Source organism: Burkholderia sp. HI2714 (assembly GCF_002223085.1).
GTDB classification, from domain to species: domain Bacteria; phylum Pseudomonadota; class Gammaproteobacteria; order Burkholderiales; family Burkholderiaceae; genus Burkholderia; species Burkholderia lata_D.
On the sequence record NZ_NKFM01000013.1, the window covers coordinates 1 to 26,299 of the forward strand.

At 61.4% G+C, this 26,299-nt stretch carries 14 protein-coding genes; 8 read left to right on the plus strand and 6 right to left on the minus strand.

The window, feature by feature from the left end:
* Positions 1-693: 693 nt before the first annotated feature.
* The 5 genes from CFB82_RS04055 to CFB82_RS04075 all read right to left on the minus strand — a co-directional run bounded on the left by CFB82_RS04055 (position 694) and on the right by CFB82_RS04075 (position 10,486).
* Positions 694-2,505 (minus strand): FkbM family methyltransferase, encoded by a 1,812-nt coding sequence (locus tag CFB82_RS04055; protein ID WP_256990276.1) that lies wholly within the window; start codon positions 2,503-2,505, stop codon positions 694-696.
* 183 nt (positions 2,506-2,688) lie between these two features.
* A complete protein-coding gene (locus CFB82_RS04060; protein WP_089483496.1) occupies positions 2,689-7,689 on the minus strand; it encodes a glycosyltransferase in 5,001 nt (1,666 codons plus the stop codon).
* Between the two features lie 157 nt (positions 7,690-7,846).
* The gene (locus CFB82_RS04065) at positions 7,847-8,515 is read right to left on the minus strand and encodes an ABC transporter ATP-binding protein (protein WP_089483497.1); all 669 of its coding nucleotides are present in this window, start codon (positions 8,513-8,515) and stop codon (positions 7,847-7,849) included.
* Positions 8,515-9,315 (minus strand): ABC transporter permease, encoded by an 801-nt coding sequence (locus CFB82_RS04070; RefSeq protein ID WP_089483498.1) that lies wholly within the window; start codon positions 9,313-9,315, stop codon positions 8,515-8,517. The genes CFB82_RS04065 and CFB82_RS04070 overlap by 1 nt, the downstream gene beginning before the upstream one ends.
* A 4-nt stretch (positions 9,316-9,319) precedes the next feature.
* Positions 9,320-10,486: a capsule polysaccharide export protein gene (locus tag CFB82_RS04075; RefSeq protein WP_041491945.1), complete on the minus strand. Its 1,167-nt coding sequence runs from the start codon at positions 10,484-10,486 to the stop codon at positions 9,320-9,322.
* Between the two features lie 624 nt (positions 10,487-11,110).
* On the opposite strand from CFB82_RS04075, the gene CFB82_RS04080 reads away from it, so the two are divergent.
* The 7 genes from CFB82_RS04080 to CFB82_RS04110 all read left to right on the plus strand — a co-directional run bounded on the left by CFB82_RS04080 (position 11,111) and on the right by CFB82_RS04110 (position 25,248).
* Entirely contained in the window at positions 11,111-12,319 is a 1,209-nt protein-coding gene (locus CFB82_RS04080; protein WP_089483499.1) for a capsule biosynthesis protein, read from the plus strand.
* Positions 12,312-13,097 (plus strand): SDR family NAD(P)-dependent oxidoreductase, encoded by a 786-nt coding sequence (locus tag CFB82_RS04085; protein WP_089483500.1) that lies wholly within the window; start codon positions 12,312-12,314, stop codon positions 13,095-13,097. Before CFB82_RS04080 ends, CFB82_RS04085 begins: the two co-directional genes overlap by 8 nt.
* 13 nt (positions 13,098-13,110) lie before the next feature.
* Positions 13,111-14,622: an LTA synthase family protein gene (locus CFB82_RS04090; RefSeq protein WP_179255372.1), complete on the plus strand. Its 1,512-nt coding sequence runs from the start codon at positions 13,111-13,113 to the stop codon at positions 14,620-14,622.
* 3 nt (positions 14,623-14,625) lie between these two features.
* Positions 14,626-22,263 carry a type I polyketide synthase gene (locus tag CFB82_RS04095; protein WP_089483502.1) on the plus strand — a complete coding sequence of 2,546 codons (7,638 nt, stop codon included), beginning with the start codon at positions 14,626-14,628 and terminating at the stop codon, positions 22,261-22,263.
* Positions 22,260-23,177, plus strand: coding sequence for a UDP-3-O-acyl N-acetylglycosamine deacetylase (locus CFB82_RS04100; protein ID WP_089483503.1), 918 nt, complete (start codon positions 22,260-22,262; stop codon positions 23,175-23,177). Before CFB82_RS04095 ends, CFB82_RS04100 begins: the two co-directional genes overlap by 4 nt.
* A 65-nt stretch (positions 23,178-23,242) precedes the next feature.
* A complete protein-coding gene (locus CFB82_RS04105) occupies positions 23,243-24,571 on the plus strand; it encodes an aminotransferase class I/II-fold pyridoxal phosphate-dependent enzyme (protein ID WP_089483504.1) in 1,329 nt (442 codons plus the stop codon).
* Entirely contained in the window at positions 24,568-25,248 is a 681-nt protein-coding gene (locus CFB82_RS04110) for a GNAT family N-acetyltransferase (RefSeq protein ID WP_089483505.1), read from the plus strand. Before CFB82_RS04105 ends, CFB82_RS04110 begins: the two co-directional genes overlap by 4 nt.
* 42 nt (positions 25,249-25,290) lie before the next feature.
* Here CFB82_RS04110 and cysC read toward each other — a convergent pair whose 3' ends face one another.
* Positions 25,291-25,854 (minus strand): adenylyl-sulfate kinase, encoded by a 564-nt coding sequence (gene cysC, locus CFB82_RS04115; RefSeq protein ID WP_069247228.1) that lies wholly within the window; start codon positions 25,852-25,854, stop codon positions 25,291-25,293.
* Between the two features lie 211 nt (positions 25,855-26,065).
* On the opposite strand from cysC, the gene CFB82_RS41930 reads away from it, so the two are divergent.
* Positions 26,066-26,299: hypothetical protein (locus CFB82_RS41930; RefSeq protein WP_218829056.1), on the plus strand; the 234-nt coding region annotated here is incomplete at its 3' end.

Sequence of the window (26,299 nt, forward strand, 5' to 3'; positions counted from 1 at the left end):
TACAGCCCGGAGCTCAATCGCATCGAGAAACTGTGGCACAAGATGAAATATGAGTGGCTGGCCTTCAAGGCGCGTGACATCCAAACCCTTGAAGAAGACGTCGATACGGTCCTTCAAGGATTCGGATCAAATTATAGATTTACTTTCTGTTGAGAGCTTACGTCATTCGAAGATCGGTGGCATGACGTGCGTCACCGTATGGGCTACTCCCATAGATGGCGTGAACCTGTCAGGCAGCACGCGTATTTCATTTATGATTCGAGGATGGCGTCTGATCGGCGCCATGTAGAGTGTCTGAAATTTGTTTTTCCGAATCACGACGATATTGCATTGCCTTTCTCTGGGCACCCTAGTGCAACTGCACTATTCGAATGTCGTCGACTCAGCACGTTGATTCGCGATCTAATCGAAGATGTGCCGATTTCGGTGCGCCAGCTGCGCGCGGATATTCGAAACGGATCTCAACACTACGCTCGGTCGCTGCTCTTGGCCAGTGCTGAACGCCACGGATCATGGACGATAGGCTTGTTCCGGCATTTCGTACATGTGCATCGTTTTGATAAGCGATGGATTCAGTTAATTAGTTCCCAACTTAGTGCAAAACTCATTGCCGTCGGACGGCAATGGGAAGCCTCGGAACTCGAGGCGACGACAATGGAAGCGGATCTTTAAGCGTCAGGCACATACCGACGTTTATTCGAAGAGTTGCAATGACGAAGCCGGATGGTCGAAGCAGAGCTCAAGGTGAGTCACGCCTCCACATGCTCGTTCTTCCGCTTCGTAACGTTCGAGCAATTGCGATAAATCCACCATGGTTTCGTATTGGCCGTCCGCGCCGATGAGACGGCAGCGGTAACCGAGTTCGGCGAACACTTGCCAGTAGGCATCGGGTGAAGTGTCCGAGACGTCAGCTTGATAAGCGGGGGAGTACTCCGACAAGACGACCGGTTTAAATCGATTGAGTAATCTTTGCGCACCGCGTATGACGGGAAGTTCATTGCCGCCTACGGCGACCTTTACGAGATCGCAGCGCGTGAGATCGCAGAGCGCAGCGTCAGCTTGTACTGCGGAAACAAGATCGAGTTGTGAGTAGTCAATCAAATGACTCGGTATCGTGTCGACTGGCTTTACGACACAGTTGGTCGATGCCAGGTTGTGGACAATTGCCAGCGTATCAAATCGCTCGTACAACGCGACGTTGTGCACCTCGATATTGGAGAGATTGTTGATGGCTGACGCGTGCAACAGTGCGGAGATCGCCTTGGCACTCGGGTCAAAGGCGATGACTCTTCCGCTCGGCCCAACGCGTCGTGCCGCGAGCAAACTAAAGAAACCGATGTTGGCGCCGACGTCGATGACCACGTGACCGTTATGCAGCAATCTTTCGAACACGGGAATAAATCGTGGTCGAAAAAGCCCCCCATCCTGAAGATAGCGGGCTGCAAAGTGTCCCTCCGGAATGGCTAGCGTGAAGTCGCACGCACGGACGAAGGTGTGCCGGCGAGTGCGTGAAGCTGCTTCGGTCTGAAAGCGTTCGAACACATAGCGAAGCTGCGGTGCGAACCGATCTGCTGCAGTGAGCAAATGGAGATTTCCGGCATCGTCGTCCGCTACATCGCTTGGCTGTAGATCCGCTGGCGTAATCGTCGGCCATTTCGAACAAAGTGCCAAGTTGCTCTCTTCGAATTTTGATTGCAGTCTCTCTTGACCTTGGCGCGATAAAGTGAGCTTGTTTGTCGCGCCGAAGTCCTTGAGATACGTGGCAACCGATTCGAGTGTGCTACCCGATAAGCGAGCTGCATTCAGAAGTGCAATCGATTCAACGTCAACAGACTGGTTGATACGTTCGAGTCCAATTTCTTCAATATGAATGTCGATTTCGTTCGTTAGATATGCGAGTGTATCGCGATTCCGTTTATAAGGAATCGGTTTAATGGAATCGCGACCGAAACTATTTGCCCATCGATCAAGTAGGAGGTCGAAGTTAAAATACTGCTCGTCTTCAGCGAGATCGTGGATCATCGACTCGTTGATTTCGATCCCGTCGCAGGCGAGTGTTGATACTCGGGAAATCAGCACATCGATCTGAGGTCGAATAAAGCAAATAACCTCGATTTCGTCAAAGTGCCGATAGAGCATGCCAGCGAGTCGAGCTGTTTCATTTGTATTGCGATACAAACTGCTGAAATACTCACAACTGACGATAAAGTATCGGCAGTTGCGGGATAGTGCCGCCTCGACGTCGCCCTGTAGATCGCTTTCAATCGACGCGCAAAGCGCCGCGTACTGTTGTGAGTTTTGGACGCCGAATGAGGCAAGTCGGTTGTCCGTCATCACATTTAGCGGGTCCCTCCCATAGAGCGACAGTTTGCGATGAGCATATTCGCCTAGCACTCGCGAGTACCATACACCTTGGGCGGCGAGGCGGTCTCGTTGATGTGCAAGCGTGAGCTGCAGTGAAGAGCTTCCCGTCTTCTCGGTGCCAATGTGGAGAATCAGCTTCATAGAAATAGAGCGGTGTGATCGCAATTCGTATCCTGCGGTAGACACCGGTGGTAGCAAAACGGCGCAACATGCGCCGGTTCGCGGGGATATTGTCTTCCGGACGTGGAGAATCTTCCGCGCCCTGGATTGAATCGACCGTGACCAACATCGTGCGCGCGATAGATTCGCGCGCACGATGAGGTTTCAGGTGAGCAGCACAAAGCTGGGGAACGCACGCGACAACCGTCGCTTCTCGAGCGAACAGAGATTCTCACCGGTCATCTCGTCAGCCTGTGTATCGCTAATTTCCTCGAGCGCCGACTGTACGCGTTGCATTGTCGTCAACCAGCCGGCGCGATCGGGGATGTTGTCGATCACATGAACTGCATCGGTGGTGGCCGCCAATTGACCAATTCTGTCGATAGCCTCGTATGAGTCGACCGACGATAACGCAAGATGCTCCTCTAGTGACGGATCGCGCTTGAAGAGCTTGCGATAAACAGCGATCGCGCGGTAGATAGCAGGATACACACACAATTCCGATAGATGATAACGGCGTCGCGAATGCTGAATTTGACCGGGAACCGGTGCCTGGAGGTACAGGTGAGCCTGCAAGTCACCGACCGCGCTGCGTGTCGCGCGGGCCTTATTTGCAATGCGTACGATTGCGCGCAGAACGGACATTCGTGCAGCGACATCGTCGACGGGCATAGCATCCAGTTCCGCGCGTTCGAAATCGGACGGACGACGCTTGGCGATGGCCAGCATGGCCGTGTCGATGAAGTCAGTTTGGTCGAGTAACAATAGCGAAAGTGCACTGACGAATCGGTTGCCGTCTATAGCGGAGAGCTCGGAACTTGCGAGCAGATCTGCATGACATGGATCAACGGCCAGATCCATCGGGCGTCCCTGCATCAGAGCATTGCGAGCAGCACCAAAAATCGCTGCCAGTCGAGTGTCAACGGAGCCACCTTCGGTAGCTTCGAACGATTCGAATTCGTTCGATGTGGGTTGTCGATCGAATTGAGACGTATAGAGGGTCTTTACTGCAGTGCGTGCTGGGAGCGCGAGTAGATCCGAGACGATGATTGCGGATCGGGCACTCGGAATGCGCGCGGCACGATTTTCGGAGTTCAACATAGCCAACGCGTCGCGATAGACCGCATCGATCGTGTTTTCGTCACGAAACACCCTTAACCGGCCCAGAACTTGTGCGTAGTAGGTTGGGTTCGACAATCTGCGAAGAACGGTCGGCAAATCAGCATCGGTCGCAAAAATAACGCCGGCGGCCATGTCCTCGAACTGATCTTCCGGGGAGGTAACGACTGGCCGATCGGCCGTCATTGCCACACGAGCGGAGCCGGTAGTCGCCCAATAAGAAATCGGACCTTGCGGGAAATACACGACATCGCCCGAGCGCAACGTTGCGAGAATTTCCTCGTCGGTTTGGAAGTCAAAAGTGACCTTGCCAGCAACGCCCATGCTTGCAACCAGTTCTCGAGCTCGCTGTGCCCGCTCAGCGGAATCACATGCGAAGTTGGCGACAAGACGACTATTCGACTCGACGCACGCCTGGAGAATCCGATCGATGCGCTTATGAGGGGACAGGAAGCCGAAGGACGATACGGTTAGAGCATTTCCTTCAGCACGTGCCGGGGCTTCAACTGAAGCGATCGGTGACGTCACATGAATGCCGTGCTCAACGAATATTGCACGGGTATTGCGTGCAGCGGCACTGCTCAGAGTAACGACAGGAATCGTAGAGTTAAACAGCATTTGACTGCGTTCACGTAGATCGGGCTTGTTCATGTCGATCGTGTGCATCACGACAGCTGAGCTCACGTTCGGGTAACGCTCTGCGTAGTCTTCGAGTTGCTCGATCAATTCTCCAGTCGTATCTGGGCCGGCAAGAGTTGGATTGAAGGAATCATACAATCCATATTCATGCTGCACGAATATATAGCCATAGCGACCCGTTGCCAGATACGGTTCACATTCGTCCACCCCGCGGACGATCACGGTATCCCTACCTTGTCCTCGCATTGCGGCTGCGACGTGGGATGCATAGCTAGCGATACCGCATTGCTTTCCGTAGCTCGCGCATACCTGAATGACGCCTGCAATTTGCGTTGTTCTCGGAATTGGCAGGACCGGCTTGCCGCCCGATGCGAGCAGGCGCGTATCGACTAGGGAGACGATATGCTCTGTTGTGGCGCTCCATTTGCGACGTTGGTAGTGCTCCCGGACGTACGCTTCGCGCTCCGTGCGCTTTGGATGATCGTAGACATATTGGGTTGCCAGGGCAATGAATGCGTCTTCGTCGGTCGGTTCGAAATAGTCCGCGCAGTCGCCGCCGACTTCCGGCATGGATGTCGTCGCCGATGCGAGGCAAACTTTCCCGTGAGACAAGGCTTCAGCAATAGGTAACCCCCAGCCTTCGCACAGACTCGGAAACACGGTGAACAAGCAATTCTCGTAGAGCTTGTCCAGACTCGCATCATCGACGTTGTGCAATAGGACAACCTTGCCACCGGCATATTGCGTTGCGCGAAGTTCTGCCTCGATTGCAGTCATACCGTCGCCTGGCGAGCCGACGAACACGAGCGTCGGACAATCCTCACCGCTCATCTTGCGCAGTCTGTCCCACGCACGGACGAGGAACCCATGATTCTTGCGTTTGCCAAGTGCTGACACGAACATGACGTAGCCGGCACTTTTCGAGAGGCGAAGAACGGACGCGACTTTTGCCTCGTCGACACGTTGTTTCCGGGGCAGGCAACGATAATCGTCACCGAGTTCGACCTTGATGGCTTCGATCGGCTGGCGGCCGGTTTCGGCGCAAAACTGCTGAATTTCTCGTCCGGAGTGGTTCGAGTTGACCATCACCAGATCAGCCTGGTCGAGCGCAGGTCCGATCCAGTAGCGGAAAATGGCTGCCCATTTTTCGCTGACGAGCGTTGGATAGTACAACTGCAACAGATCGTGAATGTATATTGCGACACGCGATCCAGCTCGCTTGTATTCGTTGAGAATCGCGTTATTTGCATCGTAGTGCCAAGCCGAGCCGAGAATGACGACGATGTCGTGCGGGCTCGATTCGAACGCTTTCTCTCCATTCGTGAGCGTACGTTGGACGAACGGATTGATTTTTTGCTGTGATGCTTCGCCGAAGCTCGATGGGAAGATAGCCGATGCGAAATCCGCCTGGTCGACTTCGACGGCGATCGTTTTCCAGTTCACGAGTGCAAGGTTGCCCTTCCAGCTTTCGAACAATTCCAGTACGACTTCGACGATCGTGCGCTCGATCCCGCCAGGTGCGGCAGATGCCGCGACAACGGTGGCGAGGCTCGTGACGTCGAGGACAAGACGAGTATCAGTAGGCTGTTCAGGAGGGCGAATGGAGCGAACCGCGTCGCGCCAGGCTGCGAATCGGCTAGTCCATTCCGGAAAACGCATCGCGAGGTCTTCGCGAGTGAGTAGCTCTGCCGCAGCATTGAATTCTCGAGCGCCAAGCAATGCTTCGTACTCGAGTTCAATGCCACGCGGATAGTGCGGGAACAGGTAGTTGTAGGTACGTGCGGAGTCGAGTGCATCCTGCCAGTTACGCTCCCGGATCGACATCATCGCGCGCAGTTCAAGATAGAACGCGCAATTCGGCCAGATTTCCGCGATTTCTTCACATATCGCTCGGGAATTCTTGAAATCCCCAACGTTGAAATGCAGCCAAGTCAGGCGAGTGTATGCGTTGAACAGGGGATTGGCCATATCGGGTGATCCCGGCTCGTCGCTACGGGTGCGGCGCAGCAGCAAGGTCAGACGCCTACCGGCTTCGACCGCTCGGGCCTGATGTTCCAAGCCAGTACTTAGGTCGAGCGCATCTTCCAGAAGATCACGATCCTCTGGGAAACGTTCGAGTGCATCCCACACCATTCTTTCCGCGTCGTCGAGTTTGTTGCACTCGCGCAGGGCTGCCGCACACCGTAGCCAGAATTCTTTGCGACCAGGTGCGATAGTCAGGATTCGGTTCCAAAGCGACGCGACTTCTGTTTGTTGACGAGCGTCGCGAGCAATATCGGCCACTGCTACAAGAGGCTCTGCTGCCAGCGGATAGCGTCCGGCAATCTTCAGCAACGCGTCGCGGTAATCCTGTGCAGAACGCCCGACGTTTTCCAACCTGGCCGTCTCAATGTGCGCTCGAACAAAATCTGGTTGAAAGTGCAGCAAGCCGCGCCACGTTGCCAATGCTATCGAACGGCGACCAGCGGCCTCTTCGCATTCAGCGAGCATGGCAAGCACACTCGTATCTCGAGGCTGCCGTGCGAGCGCTTGTCGTAGCGTTTGACATGCGTCATCTGCGCGACCGAGTGCCAGCAAGACACTTGCATGGGTCAAATGCAGATTGGGTGACGAGTCCATAACGACAGCGATCTGGCTGAACTCGAGCGCTGCGGGATAATCGGCACGGCTTTTCAGGACGCGTGCCTTCGTTTCCGCAACGAGCGCCGAGCCCGGCCACCTTTCCTGCGCGTCGTCGATAATGGCCTCGGCTGTACGCAAGTCTCCCATTTCGATCAGGACATTGGTTCGCTGCAGTGAGGCATTCAAATCCTCCGGATCGAGTTCCGCCGCACGCGTCCAGTACTCGAAAGCGCGCATTAGATCGTGGCGCTGGTATGCGCATTCCGCAAGGCCAGCGGCGACATCGAAGCGAGTGATGCCGTCACCGGAGACTGCCTGGAGAATCGTCTCGGCTGTTGCGAAATCGCTGATACGCAGCCGGGCGTGCGCTTCGCAGACCTTGAATTCGACCCGATTCGTCAATTTAGCGGCGTGATGCCAAGCGTCTGCTTCTGCGAGGTGATCACCAAGGAAGTGACACGCGCGTGCCAAGAGTTCATGCACGCTCGCGTCATTAGGAAATGCGTTTTTCGCGAGATCGAGAATTCGCCGCGCAATCCGATAGCTCTCATGCTTCAAATATTCTTCACACAGTTCCTTGATGGCGCCCGTGTGCACACGCCGCTTCGCATCCTCGATCAGGTCGCGTACGAGCTCGTCAACAGCTGGATCGCTCTCGCGGATTATTGCCGAGGATGATTGAAACCCTTCGGTAACAACGTCATCTGTCACTACGTTGACGTTGTCGGCTTGCGACGCCTGATCCGATTCTGTGGTGGCGTCAGTTTTGCGCTTCTTGAAAATCACGGTAGGGCTCCAATGCGTGCGTGATCGGATTTGCGATAGTGTTGCTCAGGGCGTTGTCTAACGCACAACGGCGACAAGTGAAATGTTAGCCTACCCGTTGTCGAGTCGAGTGCATTGACGATGCGGCATGTGTTCGACGAAAGAAAGTGAGCCAAACTTACGAGCGAATAGGTTGACCCGTGATTTCGTGATAGAAATCAAATGCTGAGTCTACATCCAGGAACTCACGCAGCACCCCTTTCTCAAGTACACATGCGCGCGTGCAGTGTTCACGGATAATATGAGGATCGTGCGACACCATAATCATCGCTCGATCGCGGCGTTTTTCAAATAGTTCCCGATGGCATTTGTCGCGAAAACTTGCGTCACCGACTGCGATAACCTCATCGATCAGAAAGCAGTCGAATTCGATCGCCATTGACATCGCAAACGCAAGCCGTGCAAGCATGCCGCTCGAATATTTCTTCACCGGCTCTCGCAGATACGTTCCCAGTTCGGTGAAGTTTTCTACGAAAGGTAGGGCGGCCTCGTAGGATGCGCCGTAGACTCGACAGGCGAATCGCAGATTGTCGAGGCCTGTCAGGCTTCCTTGAAAACCGCCTGAAAAGGCGAGCGGCCAAGATACGCTCATTGCTCGCTCGATAGTACCCGAGGTCGGTAATTCGGAGCCGCTGATCAGGCGGACCAGTGTCGATTTGCCCGCACCGTTGCGTCCTAGAATACCGATGCGTTCAGACGGCTCGATTGTGAGATTGATATGGTCGAGAATTAACCGTCTGCCGTTACGTGTGCTGTAGTGCTTCGACACGTCTTGAAGATTTAACATCAGTGTTCCACTCTTGTCGACACGTCTCTCACAACCGCAAGTCCGATCCACGTGAGGAAAGCACAGACCATGATCGTATAGGGAACGTCGTAGTATGGCGTAATCTGCGAGCCGAAGTATCCGTAGCGAAATAATTCCACGCAGTTCGGCGCAGGAAACAACATTGCGATGTCACGCAGATTGGGGGGGAGCCAACTCGCCATAACGAAGGCGCCGGATACAGGAAGCTGGAAGTAGGAAATCGGGTGCCAGAGTCTCTCGACAAGTTCGCTGTATTCACACAGTCCCCCGATCAGCAGGCCAAGCGCGGCCGAATACCAGCATAACAACACCCAGCCGGCTGCCATGTTCAGGACATCGGCGGGCGGGTCGATTATTCCTATCGCGATCAGTGTGCTGGTCAGCACCAGCATCGATAGCGTTGTACCGACAATCTCAAGTGTGATGCGCGCAAAAAATAGGTCGATAACGCGAACATTGCGATGGAACAGCAAGGCCGCATTAGGCTCGACAGCCAGCGTGCATCGTCCAATTGTGTTGCGCCAGACCAGAACCGTGGAGTAGCTTGTGACCGCAAAGGCCGTCACATTGATCTCGTGTCCCTGTCCCGTTTCGTGTAGCAGGTTCCAAAGTGCTGCGATGCCGACCGTGAACAACATTGGTTCTGCAAACAACCATGCGAAACCAATATTGTGACGACCGTAGCGCGTAATGATTTCACGCATGGTTAGCGCGAACACTACTCGCATCTGGATTTTGAGCGAGGTAAGCAGCGAAGGATATGGCCGAGGAGACGACATGACGTCAGTGCTGATGTTCGCGCACGCTGGCAATCAGCAGGCTGAGCGAGGCCCAGGCTACGATGCCAAGCACAAACACAGTAACAATGCCGCGGATACGTTTAGGTTCGATCGCTACATCGGGCCTGTTGGGTTCGACGAGACGTTCAAGATACAATTGCTTGCGGTTTGCTTCCACTCGTGCGTTTTGAAGGGCAGTCATTGCCGCATCCAATTGGCGATCGGCAAATTGAGCATCGAGTTGCAGGCGTGCGTAATTGGCGGCCTTCGCGGAAAGGGAGTCTTTACTTCCGGCGACACCGACGGTTGTATTCGCGATTTGCTTTTCGAGTGTCTGAATATTCGTCTTCAGCACAGGAATCTGCGGGTTCTGCGGAGCGATTGACTGAAGCTGGATGAGTTGGTTTTGGGCCGTAAGCAACTGATTCTGCAAACCGGTGATTTGCTGCAACTGCAAAGCGGACTGGCGTTCCGGGTCGAACACGGAAAAAGAATTGCGATAGGCTGCTACGGTTGCGGCCGCGTCTTTCGCTTTTGTCGTTGCGGAGTCTACTTGTTGTTGTGCAAATCTGACCGTATCTGCTGCCGCACGCTGATTCATGCGGTTGACAAGGCGCTCGCTCATCGCAATCAGGTCTTCATTGATCTTTTGCGCGTCACTTGCGGTATACGAACGTACCTGTAGGGTTGTGATTGCCGACGTCGCATCCAGATCGACGGAGACGATTCGTTTGCCGTAGTAGCGCCACAGCGCTTCGAAACTGTCGTCGAAATAACGTGAAAAGCGACTGACTACGTCGCCGTGCTGGCTGTAGGCGTCGAGAATATAGTTATCCCGATTCAGCTCACGCAGTGCGTCGCGGGACCGAATGTAGTCGACTACGGAGTATGTGTCGTCTTGCGCGCGGCCCGCACCAGTACCTTGTAGCAGAGAACTGAGAAGGCTCGTCTGGCTTTGGCGCTGCGGGCTGCGGACAACAAACCGAGATTCGGAAACATAGATGTCCGACGCGATCAGGCCGTAGTAGACCGTGGCGATGATGGTCGGGGCCAGAACGGTAACTGCAAACAACGTGTTGATTCGTTTGAGCCGTGCCACTACACCTTTATCGTTGCCGCCTAGCGACGACGCCGAATACTTTTCCGATAGCGTTTTCAACGTCTTGTCCAAACTCAATTGCCAAGGATCTTGGGATGCCGGGGGCGCCGCTCGCGTCCACCGTCAAGGGCATGCGCCACCAGCGCAAGGTATGCGTAGTGGGTTGCTTCGCGACTCAGCGCTCGTGCCGCTGCACCTCTGGCAGGCGACGTTCACACCGAAATTCGGGCGAGTGATTATAGCCAGCGCCGTAATTTTGCGCTATCTAAGTGTGGTTTTTCGCGCCTGACTCAACAATGTCATTTGTGTATTTTTTTCGAATGTGAGCGGTAAGGCTTGCAGGCGGCTTGGTAATTTCTGCGGGCCAGATTCAGGCGGTTGCCGTGGGACGGATCTGACGGCGTATACGCGCCGGTCGGTGGTGTAGCCGGATCTGGCCATGCTCGATCGCTGTATGCGGGGATGGGGGGCGAGGGGGCGCGTATTATAGCGATGTTGCGTGACACGCGTCACTGCATTTCTGTTTCGGCTCACGATTTTGTTCGCGCTAATGTTTTTGGTGCCGTCGAATGCGATAATTGCCAGCGGTGGCGCCCGTGTGATTTCCACGCCCGGTTCATATATATAGTGTGGATGCTGTGAGGGACGAAAGTGTCTCGGTTTCTTGTGTGTCCGCACCGCTCGCAACATTCTTTCATGCGTCGCTCATATCTTGCGCTTCAGGGTACGGCCTCCCCTTTTTTTTCCAAGCTGGCCGAGGCTTTGCGCACGCGCGGCCATGCAGTACAGAAGGTCAATTTTTGTGGAGGAGATCTTCTATACGGGGGGGCTGCCCGCCATGCGATAAATTATGCGGGGCGCCTTGGCGAACTGCCGGCATGGTATTCGGACGAAATCGGACGAGGTGATTTCACCGATGTGCTGATGTTCGGCGACTGTCGCGAGGTTCATGTACCCGCGCACGCGATAGCACAGAAGGCGGGCCTGCGCGTGCATGTCTTCGAAGAGGGCTATGTGCGGCCGCACTGGCTGACGCTGGAGCGTCACGGCGTCAATGGACGCTCCCTGTTACCCCGGGATCCGGACTGGTATCGTGACCGACGCAAGGAGACGCCAGCAAGTCCGCCTGCCGCACCGACCGGCTATAACCTTCGTGAGCGAGCTTTTCACGATATCGCCTATCGCGGCGCCAACACGCTATTTTCACGTCGATTCCCGCACTATCGCAGTCATCGGCCACATAACGGGTTCGTAGAGTATGTCGGGCTCGCCTGGCGCGCACTTGCGCAGCGTGGGTTCGAGCGTGATGCAGGCCGGGTAACGGATCAACTGCTTCGCGCAACTGGCGGCTACTTTTTGTTCCCCCTGCAACTCAATTCGGATGCTCAACTCGTTGTGCATTCCCCATTTGGCGGCACCCGGCCGGCGGTCGATCAAGTACTACGCTCATTCGCTGCTCATGCCGACTCCAACGTTCGTCTGGTGGTCAAGAATCATCCATTAGATACGGGGCTAATCGATCATCGGCGCCATGTGCTGCTGCTCGCGCAGGAATTGGGAATCGCCGACCGCGTTACCTTCATCGACGCGGGGCACTTGCCGACCTTGCTCGAGTATGCGCGCGGCGTAATCGTCGTGAACAGTACGGTCGGGTTGTCAGCCCTTCATCATCGGCGGCCGCTAATTGCTCTCGGGCATGCGATCTACGATATGCAGGGACTGACATGGCAAGGCAGTCTTGATGATTTTTGGAAAGCTGAATTTGAACCTGATCGTGAGCTTTACCAAGCATTTCTCGACTACGTTATTCACCATACCCAAATCAACGGCGACTTCTATACCCGTACGGGGATCGAGCGGGCGATTCGCGGTGCCGTGTCGCGGCTTGAGGCATCGCATGACTAGTACCGCCCCTCGCCACATTGTCATCACCGGCGCCAGCGCAGGCATCGGGCGCGCACTCGCGACCGCCTACGCCGCGCCTGGCGTGGTGTTGGGGCTCGTTGGTCGGGACGTGCGGCGGCTTGATGCCTGCGCTGATGCGTGCCGAGCGCTTGGCGCTCAGGTGGTTACCGCCCAGGTCGACGTGCGAGATGCGGCGGCGATGCAGGTATGGCTTTGGCAGTTTGACGACACATATTCGATAGATTTGCTGATCGCCAATGCCGGGGTTGCCAGTACGCTCGAGTCAGCTTGCGACTGGGAAGAGCTTGATCGTATGGCTGCGGTCGTCGATACCAACTTCTATGGGGCAATGCACGCGGTATTGCCGGTGATTGCGCGCATGCGAGCGCGGTGCAGCGGCCAGATTGCCTTGGTGAGCTCGATCGCGGCGCTACGCGGCATGGCGATTTCGCCGGCGTATTGCGCGAGCAAGGCGGCACTCAAGGCGTACGGCGATTCGGTGCGCCCGTTGCTGGCGCGTGACGGTATACATCTCGCGATCGTGTTGCCCGGCTTCGTCAAGACTGCGATGAGCGATGTATTCCCGGGGGACAAGCCGTTCATGTGGTCGGCGGACAAGGCCGCAGGCTATATTCGCCGCAAGCTGGCGGCGCGGCGGGCCGAGATTGCGTTTCCGGGATTGCTCGCGCTCGGTATGCGCCTGTTGACGCTGCTGCCGGCGCGATTGGGGGACGCGATACTCGGCGGGTTGTCCTACTTACCTCGACGGGAGCGCTAGCTTGGGCGTTGGCATGTTGCTCACGCTTCTGATCGCGCTCGGCGTGTCGTTTGCGCTGGATGTCTTGGCGTTGCCGCGCGTGCGGCAACGTTCCGGCGTCGCGCTAATACTGCATGCCGTTGCACTTGTGTTTCTGACTGGTGCGATGCTGATCGTGACGAGACGCATCGTATTTTCCGTCTGCATTGCGGTGGCACTGGTCGGCCTGTTGGTGACGGTGAACAATGCAAAGTACGAGTCGTTGCGCGAGCCATTCGTTTTTACGGATCTGAGTCTGTTCAGCCAGTTGTTCGCCCATCCCCGGTTGTACCTGCCGTTTCTGAGCGTCGGAAAGGTGATCGGAATCGTGATTGGCGTCGCGGCGCTATTGGCCGGCTTCTTTGCTGAGCAACCGTTCGACGGGGCGCTCTGGTCGGTGACGGCGCTCCTCGTGGTGTCTGCGGTCGCAACCTGTTGGTTGGCGACACGCTTGCCGCTTACGCTGGATGCCGGCGCGGACCAACAGCGGCATGGATTTTTTGCAGTATTCGTTGCGTATCTGCTGAACGGCTTGCGTCCCGCGACGCTGCGCGCATTCGAAGGAGCTGCCCGGACTGGACCGTTCGCATCGGGCGCACCGACTGTGTGCCCTGATGTGATCGTGATCCAGAGCGAATCGTATTTCGACGCGAGGCGTCTTGGCTCGGCGATCGATTCGGCGAACTACCGCAATCTGAACATTGCGCGCCGGGAATCCAGCTACCACGGTGAACTGCTCGTGCCTGCTTGGGGAGCGAACACGATGCGTACAGAGTTCGCGATGCTGAGTGGACTGACGTCTGCGCGTCTCGGCTACGCTCGTTTCTACCCTTACGCTTTCGTACGGCGCGCGTGCCCAACAATCGCAGATTGGTTTAAGCGCGGCGGCTACACGACTGTCGCGATTCATCCGTACTATGCGGACTTCTTCGGAAGGAACAGGGTTTTTCCATTGCTCGGATTCGGGAAATTTCTGGATATCGAACATTTTTCCGATTCGCCGCGAGCCGGACCGTATATTGCCGACTCGGCCGTACTGGATACCGTCATCGACGTACTGGACGAACCTCGGAGCGAACCGCGCTTCATCTTCGCGATGACAATGGAGAACCACGGCCCACTGCACCTTGAGCAGGTATTACCGGGAGAATCGTCTTCGAGGCATACTCTTGGCGAAGATGCCAGTTGGCGCGACCTGACAGCCTACCTGCGGCACATTGAAAATGCAGACGCAATGATCGGGCGCCTGCTCGATCATTTGCGTACCAGCGATCGTGAAACAGTCGTTTGTTTTTACGGCGACCACGTTCCCGCGCTGCCTCACGTATTCGATAAGCTGGGCGTTTCTCCGCAAACCAGCGACTACTTCATTTGGCGAAATTACGGCACAGACACTCCCGAACGCCGCAATCTCGCCGCCGAGGACCTCGGTTCGGTACTTTTGGATGTGGTACAAGACGACGGAAATCGCGCGGAAGAACCGCACGCATCCGAGAAAGCGACATAAAAGATGAACAGTAAGATTGCAATAATTGGGGTGGCTTGTCGGTTTCCCGGAAGCGCGAATAATCTCGGCGACTTCTGGCAACTGCTGCGCGACGAACGCGACGCAGTGACCGAAATCCCCGCCGACCGCTTCGGCACCGATTTCTACCAGCACCCGTCCAAGCGCGAGCCGGGCAAGAGCTACACGTTCTCGGCCGGCGTCGTCGACAACGTCGCCGGCTTCGATGCCGCGTTCTTCGGCATTTCCCCGCGCGAAGCGGCCCAGATGGACCCCCAGCAGCGCTTGCTGCTCGAACTCGCATGGGAAGCATTCGAGGACGCGGGCGTGCGCCCGGCCGACATGCGCGGCAGCAACTGCGGCGTCTTCGTCGGTGCCGCCAGCATGGACTACGGCAACCGCAACATGGACGATCTGAACGTGATCGATCCGTATTCGGCGACCGGCAACACCCTGAGCATCGCGTCGAATCGCGTGTCCTACCTGTTCGACCTGCGCGGCCCGAGCATGTCCGTCGACACGGCCTGCTCGTCGTCGCTCGTCGCACTCCATCAGGCCGTCAAGGCGCTGCAGTCCGGCGAAGCCGACGTGGCGCTCGCGGGCGGCGTCAACCTGCTGCTGCACCCGTTCGGTTTCGTCAGCTTCTCCAAGGCATCGATGCTGTCGCCGCGCGGCCGTTGCCGCGCGTTCGATGCGACCGGCGACGGTTATGTCCGCTCGGAAGGCGGCGCGTTCGTCCTGCTCAAGCCGCTCGATCGCGCGCTCGCCGACGGCGACACGATCCATGCGGTGATCGCCGGCTCCGGCGTGAACTCGGTCGGCCACTCGCCGGGCGGCATCAGCGTGCCGGGGGCGGCCGCACAGGCGTCGCTGCTGCGCAGCGTGTACGCGCGCGCGGGCATCGATCCGCAGTCGCTCGCGTATCTCGAAGCGCACGGCACCGGCACGGCGGTCGGCGATCCGATCGAAGCGCGTGCGTTGATCGACGTCGTGTCGGGCGAGCGCCCGGCGGATCGTCCGCTGCTCATCGGTTCGGTCAAGACCAACATCGGCCACCTCGAGACCGCGTCCGGCATGGCCGGGCTGCTGAAGGCCGTGCTGTGCCTGAAACACCGCGCGGTACCGCGCTCGCTGCATTTCGTCACGCCCAATCCCGGGATCGATTTCGACGGCGGGCGTCTGCGTGTCGTCGATCGCTACATGCCGCTCGACACGGGCGACGCGCCGCTGACGGTCGGCGTCAACTCGTTCGGCTTCGGCGGAACGAACGCACACGTCGTGCTGACCGAGGCGCCGGCTGCAAACGAGGCGTCGACGGCCGCGCCCAAGCCTGAGCCGACGCAAGCGCAACTGTCTCCGCTCGTCCTGACCGCGCGCAGCGCGAACGCGCTCGGCGCGCTCGCGGGCCGCTATCTGGTGGCGCTCGACAACGGCGGCGACTGGCAGGCGCTCGCCGCCGCGGCCGCACGTCGTCGCCAATGGCTCGAGCATCGCGCGATCGTCGCGCCGGCCGACCTGGCCGAAGGGCGCACGGCGCTCGCGGCACTGGCCCAGCCGGCGCAGGAAGGCCTGCCGGCCTGCGTGGCAACCGGTCAGGCGCCGGCCGACGCAGTGCGCACCGCGCTCGTCTTCTCTGGCAACGGCTGCCAGTGGGTCGGGATGGGCAACGAACTCTATGCGGAGAACGCCGTGTTCCGCGCGGCGCTCGACGAAGTCGACGCGCTGTGGTGCGCCGATGGCAGCCCGTCGCTCGTCGACGTGATGCGCGGCGGACCGAGCGCGGAATGGCTGGCCGGCGCGGGTGCCGAATGGCTGGCCGCGACGGAGAACGCGCAGCCGCTGCTGTTCGCGATCCAGGTCGGCATGATTCGCGTGATCGACGCGCGCGGGATGCGTTACGACGCGGCGATCGGCCATAGCGTCGGCGAAATTGCCGCGGCATGGGTGACGGGCGCGCTGTCGCTCGCCGACGCGGTTCGCGTGATCAAGATCCGCAGCCGCGCGCAGGCGATGACGCGCGGCAGCGGCCGGATGGCGGCCGTCGGCATCGGCGATGCGGCGGCGCGCGAACTGATCGCGCGCCACGGGCTGGCGCGGCGCGTCGAGATCGCGGGCATCAACAGCCCCGATGCCGTGACGCTCGCGGGCGAGCTGCAGGGCTTGCAGGCACTGGAGGCCGCGCTGCGCGGCAGCGGCAAGTTCTTCCAGATGCTGGATCTCGACTACGCGTTCCACAGCAGCCACATGGACCGCATCGAGCCGGTCGTGCTGGCCGAACTGGCGAGCCTTCGGCCGCAGCCGGGCAACGGCACGTTCGTGTCCACCGTGACCGGCGGCGCGCTGGCCGGCACCGAGCTCGATGCCCGCTACTGGTGGCGCAACATTCGCGAGCCGGTGCGCTTCGGCGACGGTATCGCACATCTGATCGAGCAGGGCGTCCGGCTGTTCGTCGAGGTCTCGCCGCATTCGATCCTGCGCACATACGTGAAGCAGGCATTCGCGGCCGCCGGCGCGACCGGCGTGGCGCTGCCGACGCTCAAGCGCGATCACGGCAGCGCGGCGACGCTGCGGCAAGCGATTCTCGCGGCGATCGCGCAGGGCGCGAGCGTCGATCCCGACCGCTTCGCGCCGGGCGAATCGCGCGCTGCATTGCCATCCTATCCGTGGCAGCGCGACCGCTTCTGGCTGACGCCGACCGTCGAAGGCTACGGCCTCGTCAATCGTCGCCGCGAGCATCCGCTGCTCGGCTATCGCCTGCACGAGCACGCATTCGCGTGGGAAAACCAGCTCGATCCTGCGAAGCTGCCGATGCTGGCCGATCACGTCGTCGACGGCGGCGTGGCGTTCCCGGGTGCGGGCTACGTGGAAATGGCGCTCGCGGCGGCACGCACCTTCTTCGATACGCCGGATGCGGCGCTCGAAAACGTCGAGATCCGCACGCCGGTGGTATTCCAGCCGCAGCAGGCGAAGCTGTTCCGGCTCGTGATCGAGCCGCGTACCGCGACCTTCACGATCGAGACGCGCGACCGGATGTCCGACGGTGCATGGACGCTGAACGTGACGGGGCGGATGCTGGAAAGCGGCAACACGCTCGGCGATGCGAGCGTCGTGCCGTCGGGCGCGCTCGATCGTCTGCTCGCGCTGCCCGCTGCCGACGGCGACACGCTGTATGCAAACACGGCAGCCATCGGCCTCAGCTACGGTCCGGCATTCCGCTGGGTCCGCACCGTGCGGGTCGCCGCGGATGACGGCGCGGCGCTGGCCGACGTCGCCGCGCCGGCCGCATGCGGCGACGCGCGGGCATTGTCCGCCTATCTGCTGCATCCGGCGCTGATGGACAGCGGGTTTCATCCGCTGTTCGCACTGCTTGCGGCGCACGCGCGCGAAGGCGAGCATCCGGCTTACGTGCCGGTGCAGATCGGCCGGGTCGACTATCTGCGCGGCGACACGGTCGAGCGGGTGCTCGTGCGGATCGACCGCCACAGCCCGCATTCGATCGTCGCGCATTTCGAATTCCTCGACGCGCGCGGCGCGATCGTCGCGCGGCTCGGCGCATGCCGGTTCCGGCGTGTCGATCTCGTCGGCCGCCGGCAGAACCTGCCCGCGCGCTTCGTCTACCGCCTTGAAGAAGTGCCGCTGCCGGGTGACATCAATGCAGCCGGTTTACCGGCCCCCGACGCGCTGCTCGCACAGTCTGTCGCGCGGCTCGATGCGGCCGGGCACGACGGCCGCCGGACTCAGCATCTGACCGAAATCCTGCCGCTGCTCGACGTGCTGGCGAGCCTCTATGCACTCCGCGCGTTCGATGCGCTCGGCGCATTCGCCGGCACATGGCAGCCGGCGGCCGGGCGTGAGGCACTGGCCGCACGTCTTGCCGACATGCTGGTCGAGGACGGTCTCGCTCATCGCGATGGCGCGCTGCTCGTGCGCGACGACGCGGCGTGCGCGGCGTTGCCGCCGCTCGACGAGCTGTGGCGCGGGCTGCTGGCCGAATCGCCGGGGCACGTGGCCGAGCTGACGCTGCTCGCGCATTGCGGCGCGGCGTTGCCGGACGTGCTGAACGGCGCGAAGGACGGCGCACGCCTGCTGTCGCCGACCGGGCACAGCCTGGTCGAACAACTCCTTGCCGCATCGCCGACGTGGCAGCACGTGCACGCGTTGCTGATCGCAAGCGTCGAGCAGGCGGTCGACGCATGGCAACCGGCACGCCGGTTGCGCGTGCTCGAACTGGGCGCGATGGACGGCGACGTGCTGCAGACGCTCGGCATGCATCTCGCGGCCGCACGTTGCGATCACACGATCGCCGGCACTGCCGGCCAACTGGCGGGGTTCGACGCGGATGCGGAAGCAGCGGTACGCACGGTTGCGCTGCAGTCGGGCGAGCGGCTGTCGCTGGCGGCCGACGAAGCCGGCCCTTACGACCTGATCGTCGCGAACCGCGCGTTGAGCGGCCGTCACGATGTGGCCGACGCGCTGAATGCGATGCGGTCATGGCTGGCGCCGGGCGGATTGCTGCTCCTGGCCGAATCGCGTCGCGGTCGTTACTCCGACATCGTATCCGGCGCGCAGGCTTCGTCGACGGAAGCCGATGCGCCCGCGCCGCTGGCGCCGGCGGATCTCGATGCCGCACTCGAACGCGCGGGCTTCGTCGATGTCGTGCGGCACGTCGAGCAATCGCTCGATCTGGACGGCACGCCGACGTTCGTCATCGCGCGCAATCCCGCGAGTGCCGGTGTCGCGCAACGCGGCGAGGAACCGAGCGATCTCGATACGCTTGCACGCAGCGAGCAATGGCTCGTGATGCACGCACCGGATGCCGCCGGCAGTTTCGGCGGGCGGCTGGCCGATGCGCTGGCGCGCGCGGGCTATCCGGCCGATATCGTCGACGTCACGCACGCGGCCGATGCGATCGCGTCGTTGCCGGCCGGGCAGCCGGCGCATGTCGTGTTCTGCGCGCCGGAAACGCCGCTCGCGGAATCGGCGACGGGGGATGGCCTGATGGCCGCGCAGCGTAACGGCGTGATCGCCCTTGCTGCACTCGTTCGCGCGCTCGGCGCGCAGCCGAACGCGGCCACGCGGCTGACCGTCGTCACGCGTGGCGGCGCGCCATTCGCCGGGACCGCGAATGCGCATCCGGAACAGGCCACGCTGTGGGGTCTCGGTCGCGTGCTGGCGAACGAGCATCCCGAGCTCGCGTGCCGCCTGATCGACGTCGATCGTGCGGCGGACCGGATCCCCGACGCGCTGATTCGCGAGCTGACGGGCGCAGCGGTCGAGGAAGAAGTCGTCCTGAGCGCCCACGGGCGGCAGGTGCCGCGCATGCTGACGGCCGCGCAGGCCGCGGCCCGCAACGATGGCGCGATCGCGCGTGCGGCCGTGCTCGCGTTCGACGCGCCGGGCTCGTTGCGCAACCTCGAATGGTTCGCGTTGCCGGAAAGCCCGCTGGGTGACGACGAGGTGGAGATCGAGCCCGTTGCCACCGGCCTCAATTTCCGCGACGTGATGTATGCGATGGGGCTCTTGTCCGATGAGGCGGTCGAGACCGGCTTCGCGGGTGCGACGATCGGGATGGAACTGTCCGGCCGCGTCGTCCGCGTGGGCAACGCGGTGACGGGATTCGCGCCGGGCGATGCGATGCTCGGCTTCGCGCCGGCCTCGTTCGCGACGCGCGTCAGGACGCGCGCGCAAGCGATCGCACTGAAACCCGAACGCTTGTCGTTCGAGGAAGCGGCGACCGTGCCGACCACGTTCTTCACCGCGTACTACGCACTCGTCGAGCTCGCGCGCCTGCGTCGTGGCGAACGCGTGCTCGTGCACGGCGGCGCGGGTGGCGTCGGGATCGCCGCGATCCAGCTCGCGCGCCACTTCGGCGCGGAAGTGTTCGCGACGGCCGGCAGCGACGAGAAGCGCGAATTCGTGCGCCTGCTCGGCGCGGACCACGTGCTCGATTCGCGCAGCCTCGCGTTCGCGGACGAGATTCGGGCGCTGACGGGCGGCCAGGGCATCGACATCGTGCTGAATTCGCTCGCCGGCGAAGCGATGGTGCGCAGCATCGATACGCTGCGGCCGTTCGGTCGTTTCCTCGAGCTCGGCAAGCGCGACTTCTACGAAAACAGCCATATCGGGCTGCGGCCGTTCCGCAACAACATCAGCTATTTCGGCATCGATGCCGATCAGCTGATGGGTGCGCTCCCGGAGCTGACCGCGCGCCTGTTCGGCGAAGTGATGGCGCTGTTCGAGGCAGGCGTGCTGCATCCGCTGCCGTATCGCGCGTTTCCGGCCGAACGGGCGGAAGATGCGTTCCGCTACATGCAGCAGGCGCGCCAGATCGGCAAGGTGCTCGTGACCTATCCGTCCGGCACGCCGGCCCCGACGCGCGGCGTCACGCGCGCGGGTTCGCTGGCGCTCGATCCGCATGGCACGTACCTGGTGGTCGGCGGCACGGGCGGGCTCGGTTTCGCGAGCGCGCGCTGGATGGTCGAGCGCGGCGCACGCCGGCTGACGCTGGCGAGTCGTTCCGGTGAGCTCGCTGCTGCCGCACGCGAGGAAGTCGAGCGCTGGCGCACGACGCTCGGCGTCACGGTCGATGTCGTGTCGTGCGATGTGACCGACGCAGCGGCGGTCGAGGCGATGATCGATGCGATCGTCCGGCGCGGCAGCCCGCTCACGGGCGTGCTGCATTCCGCGATGTCGATCGACGACGGCCTCGTGCGCAATCTCGACGATGCGCGCATGGCCGCGGTGCTCGCACCGAAGGTGGCCGGCGCGTGGAACCTGCACCGCGCGACGCGTGCGTTGCCGCTTGACCTGTTCGTGGTCTATTCGTCGGCGACGACCTATCTCGGCAATCCGGGGCAATCGAACTACGTGGCAGCCAACACTTTCCTCGAGGCGCTCGTCGAACATCGTCGCGCGGCGGGATTGCCGGGCACGTTCATGGCATGGGGGCCGCTCGAGGACGTCGGCTTCCTCGCACGCCACGCGGATACGCGCGAGGCGTTGCAGTCGCGGATCGGCGGTGCGTCGATCACGTCGGACGAGGCGATGGTCGCGCTCGAGCGTGCACTGGTGGCGGGCGTGGCAGGCGAGGCCGTGGTCCGGCTCGACTGGCACGCCGTGGCGCGCGGGATGCCTGCCGCGAAGGCGCGCCGGTATTCGCTGCTGCAATCGCACGCGAAGGGCGGCGATGCGCGCGACGGCGGCACGCAGTTGCGGGAAGAAGTGCTGGCATTGCCGCGCGACGAAGCGATCGCGCTGGTCGCCCGGACGCTGCAGGGGCAGATCGCGCGAATCCTGCACATGACGCCGGATCGCATCGCGCTCGACAAGTCGGTGCTCGACATGGGCATGGATTCGCTGATGGGGATGGAACTCGGCCTCGCGGTCGAGGAAGCGTTCGAGGTCAAGCTGTCGGTGATGGCGATTGCCGAGGGCGCGTCGGTGACGACGCTGGCCGGACGTATCGTCGATTCGATCGGCGCGTCGACCGATGCGGATGCCGGTTCCGCGACGGATGCCGCGCAGGAGGCCGTCGCGGCGCTTGCTGCGAAGCATGCGATCGACGGCGAAGCGCGCGCGATGCTCGATACGCGGCAGGCGCCCGTGGCGGGCGAGGCGTCGCCGACGCTGGAGGTCGCGCGATGAACGCGCCGTCCGGCTGGGCAACGCGTCAGGGCACGCTGGCACGTCCGCTGACGGTCGACGGTCACGGGCTGCACACGGGGCGCCGGGTGGGCGTGCGGATCCTGCCCGGGCGTCCGGAAGCGGGCGTGACGGGCATCGCGTTCCGTCGCGTCGCGCAGGGGCGCACGCTCGCGACGCTGCCGGTCGATCCCGCGTTGCGTCGCGCGCAGCCGCTGTGCACGATGCTGCGCAACGCCGACGGCGTCGGCGTTCGCACGATCGAGCATCTGCTCGCTGCGCTGCTTGCATGTGAGATCGATCACGCGATCGTCGAGATCGATGCGGAAGAAGTGCCGATTCTCGATGGCAGCGCCGCGCCGTGGGTGGATGCGATCCGCGCGTGCGGCCGTGTCGCGCTCGATGCGCCGAAGCGCTTCATCCGCGTGCTGCGGCCCGTCGTCGTCACGGACGGCGAGGGCGACCAGCGGCGCGAAATGCGGATCGAACCGGCGCCGCGTTACGAACTGAGCGTGCGCAACGACCTGCGCGGCTTCGGCGACATGCACTGGGACGGGGCGCTGACGCCGGCCGCATTCGCGACCGAAATCGCACCATCGCGCTCGTACGGCCGCGTGAAGTGGGCGGTACCCGCGATCGTCGCCGGTTATCTGCGCGGGGTGCCGATCCTGCGCGGCGCGCGGCCGTCGTGCACGGCGTCCATCGTCGGCAATCGCGTGCTGGGCGGGATGCGGCTGCCGGAAGAGTTCGTCCGGCATCGCGTGCTCGACCTGGTCGGCGATCTCGCGCTGGCCGGCGCGCCGCTGCTGGCGCGCGTGAGCGCGCTGCGGCCGAGCCACGAGATGAATTTCCGGCTGGTGGACGCGCTGCTGGCCGAACCCGATGCGTGGCAGTGGGCCGAGTTTCCCGATGCGTGACACCACGCTTTTTCATGATGCGCGGCGTAACATAGCGCCTTTTCGAGATACAAGCGAAGGAAGCAATGGCACTGGGAGAGCATCTTCGCCAGCAACTGGCGGCGAAAGCGCTGAAACGGCAACTGGAGCGCGCGACCGATGCGGCCGCGGCACCGGGCGTGCCCGGCACGCTGGCCGCGCAGACCGAATCGGCGCGCAGCCGCTTCGAATCGATGCCGCAGTATCAGCAGGTCCGGATCATGCGCGAGATGGGCGAGAAGCTGCGCGTCGACTCGCCGTTTTTCCGCGTGCATGAAGGTGTGGCCGGTGCGACGACGCAGATCGGCGGCCGCGAGTACCTGAACTTCGCGAACTACAACTACCTCGGCCTAGCCGGCGATCCGGCCGTGTCGTCGCGTGCGAAAGCCGCGATCGACCGTTACGGCACGTCGGCCTCTGCGAGCCGGATGGTCGCGGGCGAGCGCCCGGTGCAGCGCGACCTCGAGCGCGCGCTGGCGGCGTTCTACGAGACCGACGACTGCGTCGCGTTCGTGAGCGGCCACGCGACGAACGTGACCGTGATCGGCGCGCTGTTCGGCCCCGGCGATCTGGTCGTCCACGATTCGCTCGCGCACAACAGCATCGTGCAGGGCGCGCAGCTGAGCGGCGCGAAGCGGCTGAGCTTCGCGCACAACGACTGGCAGGCGCTCGACGAACTGCTGTCGCGCGTGCGCCGCGAATACCGGCACGTGCTGATCGCGATCGAAGGGCTGTACAGCATGGACGGCGATTTCCCCGACCTGCAGCGCTTCGTCGACGTGAAGACGCGTCACGGTGCATTCCTGCTGGTCGACGAGGCGCATTCGCTCGGCGTGCTCGGCGCGACCGGCAAGGGCATCCGCGAGCATTGCGGCGTCGCGCCCGACCAGGTCGACATGTGGATGGGCACGATGAGCAAGACGCTGGCCGGCTGCGGCGGTTTCATCGCCGGCTGCCAGCCGCTGGTCGATATGCTGCGGCACCTGGCGCCGGGTTTCCTGTACAGCGTCGGGCTCGCGCCGACGCTCGCCGAAGCGTCGCTGGCCGCGCTCGAGCGCCTGCAGGCCGAGCCGGAGCGCGTCGCGCAACTGCAGGCGCGCGGGCAGCAGTTCCTGACCGAGGCGCGCGCCGCCGGGCTGAATACGGGCACGAGCGCCGGGTTCGCGGTCGTGCCGGTGATCACGGGGAGCTCGCTGAAGGCCGCGCAATGGGCCAATGCGATGTTCGACGAAGGGATCAACGTGCAGCCGATCTTCTATCCGGCCGTCGAGGAAAAGGCCGCGCGCCTGCGCTTCTTCATCTGCTCGACGCACGAGCCGGAGCAGATCAGCCGGACGGTCGCCGTGTTGTCGCGCCTCGCGGGGCGCAGCGCGTGACGCTGGCCGGCGTATTCGCGCAAGCGGTGCCGCGCGCCAGTGAGCGCGTGCGGTTTCGTGCGGCGGACGCGGGTGATGCGGCGGCGTGCGCGCCGCTCGTCTTTGCATCCGGCGTGGCCGAATTCGGGTTCTTTCTCGGCGAAAGCGATGCACGCTGCATCGCTTTCCTGCAGCAGGCGTTCCGGTCGCGTTACGGGCGCTTCTCGTGGCGCCGGCATCGTGTCGCGGTCGCCGACGACGGCGCCGTGCTCGCCGTGATGGCGATCCACGACGGGCAGCAGACGATGTTCGACGACGTGCATGTCGTGTGGGCACTGGCGCGCTTTTTCGGTGTGCGCCGCACGATTGGCCAGTTGATGCGCGGGCTGATCCTCGAAACGGAAATTCCGGCGCCGAAGCGTTCGCAGATCCTCGTCGCGCATTGCGCAACCGACGAACGGCAGCGCGGCACGGGCGTATTCAGCGCGCTGTTTCGCGATGCGCTGGATACCGGCGCGTTGCCGGTGGACGGCAGCCGCGACGTCGTGCTCGACGTGCTGACGCGCAACGCGAGAGCTTGCGCACTGTACGAACGCCTCGGGTTCATTGCGCTGCCGCGGCCGCGCGCGCGTTCGCGCCGGTTGCCGCGGGAGCTTGATTCGATTCGGATGCGGCTTGATCGTCGTGGCCAACCATGACAGTGGGCCGGCGTGGCGTAAGGCAGACAGTTCGTACCAGTATCAGCCGTTCAACGGCAATTTCTGCATGATTGCGTGCACACATTCCAGCGGACTTGCCTCGCCCGTGCGCACATGCACGTCGGGCAATGCCGGCTTTTCATAGCTCGATTCGATGCCGGTGAACTGCCGGATGGCCCCTTGCCTTGCCAGCGCATACAGCCCCTTGGGGTCGCGCGCTTCCGCCACATCCAGCGCAACGTCGACAAAGACTTCGAAAAACATGCCCTGCGGAAAACGCGCGCGCGCTTTGGCGCGTGCCTCCTGAAACGGCGAGATCAGCGCGACGATGACGATGAGCCCGGCATCCACCATCAGGCGCGCGACTTCAGCCGTCCGACGAATGTTCTCGTGGCGGTCGGCATCGCTGAATCCCAGGTCCTGATTCAATCCTTCGCGAAGCTGGTCGCCGTCCAGCAGAAAAGTCCGACGGCCGCGCGCATCGAGTTGTTCCTTCAGTAGATTCGAGAGCGTCGATTTCCCGGCACCGGAGACACCGGTGAGCCATACCACGAAGGCATGGTCCTGCTTCATGCTGGAAAGCACGGATTGATTACCCGTCAGCATGACAGGAAGAGGGTTTTGGAGATCTTGAGTCATCTCGGAGTCGATGTGCCGGGAACTGCGTTGTTACTTTTTGTGATACGGATTCATCCGTCGGCGAATTGTAACCTTCCTTTTCAAAAATAGTAACTTGAATATTTTAATCAGGAATAAGGCCTTCGTCTTCAGTTGGCGCAACGGCGTGCGTATCCGATCCGCTTGGTAAGCCTTCGACATGAAATGTCTCTACAATCATGGTTCGAACTGGACGGGACGAGCAACGAAGCTGATGGCATTGAAAGCGCTGGAACTGACGCAGGAAGAACGTACAAAGCTTGAAGCGATGGCGAGAAGCCGTCGTGATTGGCGAATACGAGACCGGTCGCGGACGATTCTGATGTTCAGCGACGGCGTGCGAGCGAAAGAGATCGCCAGACGACAGGAACTGACGTTGGAGGCGGTGTATGAG